Source organism: Sorangium aterium (assembly GCF_028368935.1).
Lineage (GTDB): Bacteria > Myxococcota_A > Polyangia > Polyangiales > Polyangiaceae > Sorangium > Sorangium atrum.
On the sequence record NZ_JAQNDK010000003.1, the window covers coordinates 235,645 to 249,138 of the forward strand.

At 69.0% G+C, this 13,494-nt stretch carries 2 protein-coding genes; both read left to right on the forward strand.

Annotation, left to right across the window (positions count from 1 at the left end; translation table 11 throughout):
• Positions 1-32 precede the first annotated feature (32 nt).
• A complete protein-coding gene (locus tag POL72_RS25355) occupies positions 33-11,588 on the forward strand; it encodes a tetratricopeptide repeat protein (RefSeq protein ID WP_272098140.1) in 11,556 nt (3,851 codons plus the stop codon).
• Between the two features lie 268 nt (positions 11,589-11,856).
• Positions 11,857-13,413 (forward strand): serine/threonine protein kinase, encoded by a 1,557-nt coding sequence (locus tag POL72_RS25360; protein WP_373372242.1) that lies wholly within the window; start codon positions 11,857-11,859, stop codon positions 13,411-13,413.
• Positions 13,414-13,494: the final 81 nt, after the last annotated feature.

A 13,494-nucleotide genomic window follows, 5' to 3' on the forward strand; every position in this document is an offset into this window, starting at 1 on the left:
GTTCGAAGGTCGGGGCCGAGGGTCGATAATCAATGGATCTTGCGCAGCGTCTCAATCATCTCGAGTCGGTTCATGACTGGCAAGGGCTCGTCGAGGAGCTCGAGAAGGGGATTGCGGCCGAAGGGGACGCCACCCGGAAGGCGGCATATCACCTGAAGCTCGGGCGGCTGCTCGAGGAGAAGTTCCTTCAGGCCGTCAAGGCGCTGAAGCACTTCCAGGACGCCTACAAGCTGAATCCAGCGCTGCTCGAGGCGCTGGAGTCGGCTCGTTCCATCTACTGGGACCTCGGCAAGACCAACATGGTCCAGAAGCTCCTGGAGCTCGAGCTGAGGAACGCCCCCGAGGGGACCGCGGCCGCCGAGCTCCGCGTGGAGCTCGGCGACGTGCTCTGCGACGCGGGCGATTTCGAGCGCGCGACGGAGATGTACGCGAAGGGGCTCGCTGCGTCCGGCGGGACGAGCGAGGAGGCGAGGGCCTGCCTCTTCGACATGCAGGTCGATCAGTCGTCGTGGTCGGCGCGCATGGCGGAGCTGGTGGACGCGGCCGACGCGGCCGCGAGCAACGACGAGCGCAAGCGGCTGCTGCTCCGCGCGGCGCGCCTCGCGAAGCGCTTCGATCGCGGTCAACTCGAAGACCTGCTCCGGAGGGCGTACGAGACCGCGCCCTCCGACAAGCAGGCAGCGACGATGTTCGAGGGGCTCCTCGTCGAGGCGGAGCGGCCGCAGGCGATCGTGGAGACGCAGCGCCGCATCCTCGACGCGCGCGCCGGCGTGGCGCGCGGAGAGGCGGCCTTCAAGTTCGGCGTGCGCTGGGCCACGCGGCACCAGAACGTCGAGATCGGATCGAAGCTCCTCGAGGAGTCGCTCCGGTTCGATCCCTCGAACGAGGCTGCGTTCGCCTACCTGCGCGAGCTCTGGGGGACGAAGGAGGGCAACTGGGAGCGCGTCGCGTCGCTGGCGGAGAGCGCTGCCAACCAGAACGGCAGCTCCCCGTACATGATCGCGCAGGCGGGCGGCATCGCCTGGCGTCAGCTCGGCAACCTCATCCGGGCCAGGAGCTGGTTCGAGAGGCTCTCGGCGGTCGCCCCGACGCACCCGAGCGTGAGCGCGTTCGAAGCGCAGATCGGCGAGCGCCTGACGGCCGCGCCTGTCGCGCCGTCCGCGCCTCCGCCGGCTGCTGCCGCGCCTGCGCCCGTCGCGCCCGCGCCCGTCGTCGTCGCGCCCGCGCCCGTCGTCGTCGCGCCGCCTGCGCCCGTCGCCGTCGCGCCTGCGGACGCCACGCCGCTTCCCACGAGCGCGCCTGCGCCCGTCAGCGCGCCTGCGCCCGTCAGCGCGCCTGCGCCCGTGAGCACGCCAGCGCCGCTCAGCACGCCAGCCCCGGTGAGCGGCAGGGTGAGCGCGCCCGTGAGCGCTCCTGTGGATGCCTCGTCGGTGGACGAGCGCGACGCGAGGTCCTCGGTGGCCGACATCGAGCCGCCGCCGCCTGCGCGGGCTCCCGCCGAGAGCAGGCCTGCCGATTCGGAGGTCGGCCGGCGGCCGACGGCGCCGCCGCCTCCGGCCGCGGAGGCCGCGGGCCGCGTCGAGGAGCTCAAGGCCAAGGCCCAGAAGCAGGAGCAGGCCAAGCGGTACAACGAGTACGTCAAGACGCTGATCGAGATCGCCGAGGCGGTCTCGGATCCCGCCGAGAAGATCGACAACTACGCGAAGGCGGCGGATCTCTACTCGGGCAAGTTCTCGAACGCGGCCGAGGCGGTGAAGTGCTACGAGGCGATCCTCGCGATCGACGGCGAGCACGCGCAGGCGATCGACTTCCTCCGCCAGAGCTACGAGAAGCGGCGCGACTGGGAGAAGCTCATCGGGCTGCTCCGCCGCGAGGCCGCGGCGCTCCCGGAGGGCGGCGATCGCGCAGCGAAGTACCTCGAGATCGCGAAGCTCGCGTCGGAGCGGGTGAAGAAGGTCGACTTCTGCATCGAGCTCTGGGACGAGGTCCTCGCGAACGACCCGGAGAACCCCGAGGCGCTGAACGCGCTGGCCGGGCTCTACGAGAAGAACAAGGACTACCAGGCGTTCGCGAGGGTGCTGCAGAAGCAGGTCGACACGACCTTCGACAGCACCCAGAAGCTCGCGCTCCTCAGCAAGCTCGCGCAGCTCTACGGCGAGCGCCTCAAGGACGACGAGGCGGCCGTCAAGGCCTGGCAAGAGGTGATCGCGCTGAACCCCCAGGACCGCAAGGCCCAGGAGGCGCTCAAGAAGGCGTACCTCCAGCTGCAGCGCTGGGACGATCTCGAGGTGTTCTACGCCGAGAGCGGCAAGTGGGACGAGTTCATCCGCGTCCTCGAGTCGCAGGAGGCCAAGGAGACCGACGACGCGGCCAAGATCAGCCTGCTGGTCAAGATCGCCGATCTCTGGATGGTCCAGAAGCAGAAGGCGGATCGCGCGGCGCGCGCCTACGAGAAGGTGCTCTCGATCGACGGCTCGCACCTCGCCGCGGCCGAGGCGCTCATCCCGATCTACACGCAGGCGAACAACCCGAAGGGGCTCGCCGGCGCCATCGAGGTGAAGCTCTCGCACGACCAGGACGACGTCTCCCGGCTCGACCTCTACCGGCAGGTCGCGGCGCTTTACGAGACGCGCCTCAAGGAGCCGCAGCGGGCGTTCGAGCGTTACCTCTCGGCCTTCCAGATCGCGCCGCAGGACGAGCAGTGCATCGATGACGTCGAGCGGGCCGCGCGCTCGACCGAGGGGTGGGACGCCCTGATCCAGGCCTACTCGTCGGCGATCTCGCGCGCCGAGGGCGAGGGGGACATCGCGCTCGGGGTCGATCTCCGGCTCCGGCTCGGGCGGGTGCTGCTCGATGAGGTGAAGCGCATCGACGAGGCGCTCTCGCAGTTCCGCGCCGTGTACGAGGCGGACGGCGAGAACCAGGCCGCGATCGGCGCGCTGGAGCGGCTCTACCGCGAGACGGGGCGGTTCGGCGAGCTGCTCGGCATCTACGAGAAGAAGCTCGGCATCGTCACCGAGCCGGAGGAGCGCAAGCAGATCCTCTACGCGATCGCGGAGCTCTACGAAGGGGAGCTGCGCGACGCGGCGCAGGCGATCGGGACGTACCGCCAGGTGCTCGACGACGAGCCGACGGACCCGCAGGCGCTCGCGGCGCTCGACAAGCTCTACCGCGAGCAGCAGGACTGGGCGTCTTACGTCGACGTGCTCCGCAAGCGGATCGACTCTCCGCTCGACGAGCAGGCGCTCATCGACCTCAAGTTCCGGCTCGGGAGCACCCTCGAGAAGCACCTGAACGATGCGGCCGGAGCGCTCGAGAACTACAAGGAAATCCTGATCCTCGATCCGGGCAACGACGCGGCGCGCCTCGCGCTCGAGGCGCTGCTCTCGAACGAGTCCCTGCGGGCCGAGGCGGCGGCCATCCTGCAGGAGATCTACGAGGGGCGCGGCGACTGGGAGAAGCTGATCCAGGCGCTCGAGATCCTCGCCGCGGCCGAGGGCGACACGGCGACGCGCGTCGCGCTGCTCCGGAAGGTGGCGCGGACGGCGGCCGAGAGCCTGAGCGACCTGGGCCGCGCGTTCGACGCGCAGTCGCGGGCGCTCAAGGACGACCCGTCGCACGCCGAGACGCGGGCGGAGCTCGAGTCGCTCGCCGCGCAGGCGGGCGCCTGGGACAGGCTCGACGTCATCTTCAGCGAGATCGCCGATTCGCTGAGCGACGCCCGGCTGAGCCGCGAGTACTGGATGCGCCTCGCGAGCATCCACGAGCGGCTCGGCAAGGTCGAGGAGGCGGCGAACGGCTACCTCCGCGTGCTCTCGATCGATCCCGCCGACTCGGAGGCGCTGGAGGCGATGGACGAGCTCTACCGGCGCACCGAGCGCTGGGGCGATCTCATCGGCGTCTACCGGCGCCGCATCGAGCTCGTCCACGAGCCGGCCGAGCGCGAGGGCCTCTATGCGCAGATGGCCGAGGTCTACGAGCAGCGGCTCGGGCAGCCGGAGGAGGCGATCGCCGCTTACCGCGAGGTCCTCTCCATCGACAACACGAGCATGGTGGCGCTGGCGGCGCTCGACGGGCTCTTCAGCCGCCAGGGCATGTGGGAGGAGCTGGCGGACAACCTCGAGGCGCAGCTCGGCATCGCCGTCGACGAGGAGTCCCAGATCAGGCTGATGCTCCGGCTCGCCGCGCTGCGGGAGTCGCGGATGCGGCTCGTCGACTCGGCGATCGACATCTACAGGCAGGTGCTCGAGCGCGAGCCGACGAACGTCGAGGCGCTCGGGGCGCTCGAGCGCCTCGGGAAGGTCGCCGAGCACGAGCTCGCGATCGCGGAGATCCTCGAGCCGCTGTACCGCCAGTCGGGCGACTTCCAGAAGCTCATCGGGGTGCACGAGGTGCAGGTGCGGCGCAGCGACGACGTGACCCGTCGCGTCGAGCTGCTCCACCAGATCGCCGTGCTCTACGAGGACGCGGGCGGCGACCTCAGCTCGGCCTTCGACACCTACGCGCGGGCGCTGAGCCAGGATCCGGCCTCGGAGTCGACGCAGGAGGGGCTCGACCGGCTCGCGCGCGCGACCGGCCGCTTCGCCGACCTGGCGCGCGTGTTCGAGACGCTGGCGGCGCAGCAGACCGACGCGGAGCTCGCGAGCTCGCTCTACACGATGAGCGCGCGGATCTACGAGGGAGACCTCGGCGACATGGACAGCGCCGTCGGGCACTACCGGCGCGTGCTCGAGATCGATCCGCGCAACCTGCACGCGGCCGAGTCGCTCGAGCGGCTGTTCAGGACCGCGGAGCGCTACAACGAGCTGTCGCAGATCCTCCAGCAGAAGGCGGACATCCTCGACGACCTGAACGAGAAGAAGCTCGCCCTCTTCCAGGCCGCGAGCATCGAGGAGGAGGTGCTCGAGCGGCACGATCCGGCCATCGCCGTCTACGGCAAGGTGCTCGAGCTCGACGCCGAGGATCTGCGGGCGATCGACGCGTTGACGAAGCTCTACCTCAGCCTCTCGCGCTGGCAGGAGCTCCTCTCCGTCTACGCGAAGAAGGCCGATCTCGTCCTCGATTCGAACGAGAAGAAGCGCATCTACTACCAGATCGGCGCGGTGTACGAGCGCGAGCTCGGTAACGTCGCGAGCGCGATCGACACGTACCAGCGCGTCCTCGAGATCGATCCGGACGATCTCCAGGCGCTCGGGCGGCTCGACGTCCTCTACCAGACGTCGCAGAACTGGCTCGAGCTGCTCAGCGTGCTCCAGCACGAGGCGGAGATCACCGCGGACCCGGCGGAGGGGATCAGCTACCAGTACCGGATCGCGGAGCTCTACGAGAAGCACCTCGACGACGTGTCCCGGGCGATCGAGCTCTACCGCGATCTCCTGCAGCAGATGCCCGATCACGAGCCGACGCTGCGGGCACTCGAGCAGATCAAGGACGGCAGCCGTGAGCCGCTCGGCGCCGCGCTGGTGCTCGAGCCCATCTACGACGCGTCCGGCGAGTGGCAGAAGCTGATCAGCGTGCTCGAGGTCCGGGTCAAGGTGGCCGAGGACCCGTACGAGAGGGTCGATCTGCTCCACCGCGTCGCGCGCCTCTCGGAGGAGATGCTGAGCGACCACGTCACCGCGTTCGAGACGTACGCGCGGGCGGTGACGTTCGACATCGGCAACGAGGAGTCGCTCTCGAACCTGGAGCGGCTCGCGATGATGGTGAACCGCTGGCCGCAGGTCGCCGCGCTGTACGACACCGAGCTCGGACGGCTCGGCGAGGAGCCGGCGCGCTTCGTGGAGCTCGGGCTGCGGCTCGCGCAGATCTTCGAGACGCAGCTCGACGACATCGACAGCGCCGTCGCGCGCTACAGGCGCGTGCTCGAGGTCGAGCCGGAGAACCAGACCGCGATCGCGTCGCTCGATCGCCTGTTCACCGCGACCGAGCGGTGGAGCGACCTCGTCACCATCCTCTCGCGCGAGTCGGAGATCGCGCAGTCGCCGGACGAGATCCTCGAGTTCAAGTACCGGCTCGGCGTGGTCTATCAAACGCGGCTCAACGACCTGCCCGCGGCCATCGGGGCGTACCGCGAGGTGCTCACGGCGGCCCCCGAGCACTCGCCGACGCTGGAGGCCCTCGAGGGGCTCTTCGCGGCCGGGATCAAGCAGATCGAGATCGGCGCCATCCTGGAGCCGCTCTACCAGGCGGCGGCGGAGTGGGAGAAGCTCGGCGGGGTGCTCGAGGCGGAGCTCACCCACCTCACCGAGCCGCAGGAGCGGCAGGCGATGTACTACCGGCTGGGGGAGCTCCAGGAGGAGCGCCTCATCTCGCCGGACGGCGCCCTCGCGGTCTTCATGCGGGCGCTGAAGGAGTACCCCGGCGACGAGAAGACGCTCGAGGAGGTCGAGCGGCTCGCCGGCTCGGTCGACGGCGGCTGGGAGATGCTCGCCAACGCGTACGCCGACGTGCTGGGCATCCACAGCGACAAGGACGTCCAGACAGGCATCGGCAAGCGGCTCGCGCGGGTCTTCGAGACCGACCTCAGCGACGTCGCCAAGGCCGAGGAGACGTACCGGTACGTGCTCGGCATCGAGCCGCTCGAGGCCGAGGCGCTCTCGAACCTCGATCGGATCTACACGCAGCTCGAGCAGTACCCGGAGCTCGCGAGCGTGCTCGAGCAGCGGGTGCGAGCGACCGAGGATCGCCCGGAGCTCGTCGACCTCTACCTCCGGCTCGGGCAGACGTACGAGGAGCGGCTCGGGCAGCTCGACGACGCCATCCGCGCGTTCAGGCGCATCTTCGACGAGCTCGAGACGACGAACGAGCAGGCGATCAGCGCCCTCGAGCGCATCTACACGGCCAAGGGGGCCTGGACCCAGCTCAAGGTCGTGCTGGAGCGGGAGCTCGAGAACGCGATGGGCGACAGCCAGGAGGCGGACATCCGCGCCAAGATGGCGCACCTGCTCGCCGATCGGCTGAACGACGTCCAGGGCGCGGTCGAGACCTGGAAGCGCGTCCTCGACCTCCGCGGCGAGGATCCGGAGGCGCTCGGGGCGCTGTCCAACCTCTATGAGCGGGTGGGGCAGTGGTCCGAGCTCTGCGACGTCCTCGAGCGGCACTACGACATCGCGATCGACGATGAGTCGCGCGTCGCCGTGCTGCTCCGCCGCGCCAAGCTGTTCCACGAGCAGCTCGGCCGCGACGACTCGTCGCTCGACGACTACCAGCGCGTCCTCGACATCGACTACGCGAACCTCGAGGCGCTCTACGCCATCGCGGCGATCTGGCGGCTGCGCAACGAGCCCGAGCAGATCGTGAGCTCGCTCCACCAGACGGTGGATCGGGCGCGGGACGTGCTGCCGGCCGAGAACGTGATCGCGCTGTACCGCGAGCTCGGGACGACCTACCAGCACGTCCTCGGGCAGGCGTACGACGCCATCGACGCCTGGAGGAAGCTGCTCGAGGTCGACCCGAAGGACTTCGAGGCGATGGCCGCCCTGGAGAACCTGCTCCGGGCGGAGGGGCGCTGGGTCGAGGTCATCGACGTGAAGATGGGCCGGGCGGCGGCCTACGAGTCGCCGGCGGACAAGGTGCGCGAGTACCTCGAGGTGGCGCAGATCTGGGAGCACCAGGTCGAGGAGAGGGACCGGGGCACGCTCGCGTACGAGAAGGTCCTGGAGCTCGAGCCGACGCACGATCAGGCCTTCGCGGCGCTCGAGCAGCTCCACGACGCGGCCCGGCGGAGCGAGCCGCTCATCGAGCTCTACCTCGCGCGGCTCGACTCGCGCGAGGAGGTCTCCGAGAAGACCGACATCCTCCGCAAGGTGGCCCGGGTCTTCGAGGAGCAGCTCGAGGACAAGCCGCAGGCCTTCGACGCGCTGCTCACGGCGTTCGAGATGGACTTCTCCGACATGGACACGGTCCGCTACCTCGAGCGCATGGCGCAGGCGACGAACCGCTGGCCCGAGCTCGTGCAGACGGTGAACGGGTGGCTGCAGCAGCAGACGGCCCCGCTCCAGAAGATCACGCTCTGCCTGCGCCTCGCCAAGTGGTACGCGGAGGACCTCGGCCACCCCGAGTACGCCCAGCCGTACTACCAGCAGATCCTCGCGCACGACCCGAACAACGTCGCGGTGCTGCGCCAGATGGCGAACTTCTTCAAGAAGACCGGCCAGTGGCAGCAGCAGGGGCAGATGCTGACGAGCGCCCTCAACGTCGCGGTGACGGACGTCGATCGGAAAGAGGTCCTGACCGAGCTCGGCGAGGTCCTCGAGAAGCACATGGGCGAGGTCGAGCAGGGGCTCAGCTTCTACCGGCGCGCCCTCGACGTGGATCCGCTGCACCTGCCGGCCCTCGAGGCGCTGGAGCGGATCTACACGGATCGCGATCAGTCGAACGATCTCGTCGACGTCCTGCTCCGCAAGGCGCGGGCCGTGAGCGAGTCCGACGTCGTCGCGGCCGTGAAGCTGCGCACCGCCGGCCTCTACGAGTCCAAGCTCGGCCTGATCGAGAAGGCCGGCGCGGTCTACCGCGAGGTGCTGGACATCGACGCCTCGAACCTCCTCGCGATGCGGGGGCTCGAGCGCGTCTACACGGCCACGCACCAGTGGCCGGATCTCGTGCGCGTCCTCGAGATGCAGCTCGACGTGGTCACCACGGAGCGCGAGCGCATCGACGTGCTGATGAAGATCGCGAACCTCCAGGAGGAGCAGTTCCTGAAGCCCGATCTGTCGGCCGCGCGCCTCGAGCAGGTGGTCGAGATCGACCCGAGCCACGAGCCCGCGCTCGAGGCCCTGGAGCGCTGCTATCGCCGGCTCCGCCAGTGGCACGATCTCATCAACACCTACGATCGCCACATCAACGCGGCGGAGGATCGGCAGAAGAAGATCGAGCTCTGGGCCCAGACGGCCAAGGTCTACGCGGAGGAGATCGAGGACCTCGACCGCGCGATCGACGCGTACCTGAACATCGTCGACATCCAGGACACGCACATCCCGGCCCTGGAGGCGCTGGCGAAGCTCTACGAGAAGCAGGACAACTCGGCGAAGGCCATCGAGTACATGACGCGCGTCGCCGACCTGACGGCCGACGGCAAGCAGCGCGTCGAGATGTACTTCCGGATCGGCCGGCAGCTCGACGAGAAGCTCGGCGAGCGGGTCCAGGCCCAGGAGCGCTTCGAGATGGCGCTCGATCTCGATCCGTCCCACGTGCCAACGCTGGCGGCGCTGCGGGTGATCGCGATCGACGCGGCCGACTGGGACCGGGCGGCGCGTTACCTCGACCAGGAGCAGATGAACACCGACGCGCCCCGCGCCAAGGCGCGGCTGCTCGTCGAGCTCGGCAAGCTCCGGGACGACATGCTCGGCGAGCACGCGCTCGCGGTGCAGGCGTACGAGATGGCGCTCCAGAGCGATCCCGACAACGAGGACGCCGCGATGCCGCTCCTCAACGAGTACGTCTCCACGGAGCGGTGGGCCCAGGCCGAGCCGCTCGCGGAGATGCTCGTCAGGAAGAGCGGCAAGCGCGACAGGTCAGAGCAGCACCGGCTGCAGCGGACCTTCGGGCGGGTCCTCGAGCGCCTCGGCAAGGACGACGCCGCGCTCAAGGCGTACACGGCTGCGCACAACCTCGATCTGACCGACCAGGAGACGATCCGGGGCCTGGCGGACGTCAGCTTCAAGCTCGGCGACTGGGCGAGCGCGCTGACGAACTACCAGAAGGTGCTCACCAGCCTCGACGAGGCTGAGACCGAGGAGCGCGCGACCGTCTACTACAAGCTCGGCTGCATCAAGCAGGCGCAGGGGCAGTCGAAGCAGGCGGTCAACAACTTCGAGAAGGCGCTCGGCGCCGAGCCCGCGCACCGGCCGACGCTCGAGGCGATGGTCGCCGTCTACGACGCGCTCAAGGACTGGAAGCAGGTCTGCCACTACAAGCGGCTGATCCTCGACAACATCATGGACGGCGTCGAGCGGTTCAGGATGTTGAACGACATCGGCGACATCTGGGTCGACAAGGAGAACAACATCTCGAAGGGCGTGGAGGCCCTGGAGGAGGCGCTCGACCTGGAGCCGCAGAACCACGTGCTGCTCCACAAGCTGCTCCAGCTCTACCAGCGCACGGGGCAGTGGGAGCGGATGGTGGACTGCCTCCAGCGCATCGCGGAGCTCGAGCCGCAGCCGGATCGGAAGAGCCGTTACCTCTACACGATGGCGCAGATCTACCGCGACAAGCTGGACGACCCGGCGCGCGCGGTGGAGCTGTTCAACGACACGCTGGACCTGAACCCGCACTCCCTCGAGGCCTTCGAGCGCATCAACAAGATCCTCACGGCGCAGAAGGAGTGGAAGCAGCTCGAGCGGGCGTACCGCAAGATGCTGCACCGGGTGGCCGGCAAGGGGAACACGGACCTCGAGTACAGCCTCTGGCACGCGCTCGGGCTCATCTACCGCGATCGGCTCGGCGACAGGACGGCCGCCGTCGAGACGTTCCGCATGGCGTCGCGGCTCAAGCCCGAGGACGCGACGGAGCACCTGATCCTCGCGGAGCTCTACGAGCAGTCGGAGCAGTTCGATCTGGCGACCGGCGAGTTCCAGGCGATGGTCAAGATCGATCCGATGAAGATCGACCCGTACAAGCGGCTCTACCGCCTGTACGTGGACAGCAAGCGCTACGACCAGGCCTGGTGCGTCGCGGCGGCGCTGTCGTTCCTCCGCAAGGCCGATCCCGACGAGCAGCAGTACTTCGAGGACTACCGCCCGCAGGGGCTCATCCAGGCGAAGAGCCGGCTCGACAACGAGCAGTGGATCAGGAACCTGTTCCACGAGGAGGAGAACCTCTACGTCGGCAAGATCTTCGAGATGATCGCGGGCGCCGCGCTCAGGGCGAAGATCGAGACGCTCAAGCAGCGCCGTGAGCTGCCGGTCCTCGATCAGCGCTTCCTGCAGGATCCGGCGACCTCGACGGTGACGTTCGCCCGGACCTTCGGGTGGGCGGCCAACGTCCTGGGCCTGCCGGCGCCGCGGCTCTACGTGCGGAGCGACGTGCCCGGCGCGCTCGTCGCGGTGGCGAACGAGCAGCCGGCGTCCGTCGCGGGTCAGACCGTGCTGACCGGGTTCTCGCCGCAGGAGCTCACGTTCATCGTCGGCAAGCACCTCGCGATGTACCGCGGCGAGCACTACATCAAGACGCTGTTCCCGACGGTCACCGAGCTGACGGTGCTGCTGTTCGCCGGGATCAAGCTCGTCGCGCCCGACACGTCGGTCCCGCCGGACATCGAGAAGCAGATCACGGCGACCGCGCAGACGCTCCGCGGGTTCATGCAGCCGATGCAGCTCGAGGGGCTCCGCATGGTGGTCAAGAAGTTCCTTGCGGAGGGCGCCAAGGCCAACATCAAGCGGTGGGTCCAGTGCGTCGACATCACCGCGGCGCGCACCGGCCTGCTCCTCTCGGGCGATCTCGAGATCGCGAAGAAGATCATCGCCGCCGAGCCGCAGCAGCCCGGGGATCTCCCGCCCCAGGACAGGCTCAAGGAGCTGATCGTCTTCTCGACGAGCGATCAGTATTTCGCGCTGCGTCAGGCGCTCGGGATCGCCATCGGCGAGGGGTGATCCCGCGCGGCAGTCGGGCCTAAGTAGCGGAATTCACCTCATTAACCGGAGCACCCGGGGCATTCAGGGGGAGCGCGCGCGCGCTCCTCGCCCCGGGGCTCCGCTGTGCCGGAGGGATGCACATCTCCATGAGTCTGCTTGACGAGTCAGCAATCCTTACGAACGATCAGGTGCTGTGACCTCGTCATCGATGATCGTCCGGCTCCCCGTGCAGTCCGCGAGAGGCTTCGGGAGATACAGGCTGATCGCAAAGCTTGGGCAGGGAGGGATGGCCGAGGTCTTCCTCGCTGCGCATCGCGGCCCGCTCGGGTTCGAGAAGCTGGTCGTGATCAAGCGGCTCAAGCCGGGGATCGCGACCGAGCCCGAGGTCAACGCGATGTTCCTCGACGAGGCGAGGCTCGCCGCGCGGCTGAACCACCCGAACGTCGTGCAGACGTACGAGTGCGGCCAGATCGACGACCAGTACTACATCGTGATGGAGTACCTGGAAGGGCACTCGCTCGATCGGATCTGCAGGAAGATCGACCCGTCGCGTCACCGCGCGGTCTACCTGGCGATCCTCGCCGACGCGCTCGCCGGGCTCCACTACGCGCACGACCTCATGGACTTCAACGGGCAGCCGCTCCAGGTGGTCCACCGCGACATCAGCCCGCACAACATCTTCGTCACCTACGACGGGCAGGCGAAGGTCGTCGACTTCGGCATCGCGAAGTGGGCGACGCGCGACGCGGACACCAGCACGGGCGTCGTGAAGGGGAAGATCCGGTACATGGCGCCGGAGCAGGCCCTCGCGACGATGGTCGACCGCCGCGCAGACATCTTCTCGATGGGCCTCATCTTCTGGGAGCTCGTCGTGGGCGAGCGCTTCTGGGGCGATCTCTCCGACGTGCAGATCCTCCAGCGGCTCACGTTCGGCGAGATCCCGAAGCTGCGCGAGCGGTGGCCCGCGGCGCCTGACGCCCTCGAGCGGATCTGCTCGCGCGCGCTCGCGATGGCGCCCGAGGAGCGGTACGCGACCGCGGCCCAGATGCGCGACGACGTCGAGGCGTACCTGGCGACGATGGGCCGCCGCCCCTCCTCGGCCGAGATCGGTCGCCTCATCGGTGAGACGTTCGCGCACCGCCGCGCCGAGGTGAGGTCCGCGATCAGCGACCAGCTGGGGCGGCTCCACGCCGGCGCGGCCGAGGGCGGGGAGGAGTTCGAGATCCTGCCGGTGCTCGAGGAGCGCGGCGCCGTGCCGTGGTCTCAGCGCATGCCGCTCTCGCAGATGTCGCAGCAGTTCTCCGCGCCGGTGGGGGACCAGATGCTGGGCGACGACCCGTCGCGCGAGGACAGCATCTCGAACCGCCAGACGATCCCCACGATCATGGTCGCCAACACCAAGTCGACCCGGCGAAAGGCGCTCTGGAGCGCGGGGATCGCCGTGCTCTCGGTGCTGCTGATCGGCGGCGCGTGGGCGGTCCTCACGCTCCGGACCCCGAGGACCCCGCCGGAGGGCGATCTCCCGGCGGAGACGAGGGACGAGCCCACGACCCCTCCTCCTACGACCTACGCGCCCCCGGTCGCCAACCTCGTCGAGCTCCGGATCATCGCCACGCCGCTGGACGCGAAGATCTACCTCGACGACGTGGAGCTCCCCAGCAACCCGTTCTTCGCGAGGTTCAGCCGGGATGGCACCGGGCACCGCATCCGGGTCACAGCCGACGGATACACCCCGGAGGCGCGCTTCGTGGTGTTCACGCGCGACGAGGTGCTGACCATCAACCTCCGCCAGGTGCCGTCGACGTCCCCCAAGGCGGGCGGCGGCGCCGCGCCGCGGAAATGACGGGCAGGGCCGCGGGCTCGGCCTAGCCGCCGGAGGCGCTGCGCGGGGCGTCGGAGCGCCGCGCGGGGCGTCGGAGCGCCG

Excerpts from the sequence above, each read along its gene's own strand:
- POL72_RS25360 (WP_373372242.1), top strand. The coding sequence starts at position 11,857 with ATGGCCGAGGTCTTCCTCGCTGCGCATCGCGGCCCGCTCGGGTTCGAG.
- POL72_RS25355 (WP_272098140.1), top strand. The coding sequence starts at position 33 with ATGGATCTTGCGCAGCGTCTCAATCATCTCGAGTCGGTTCATGACTGG.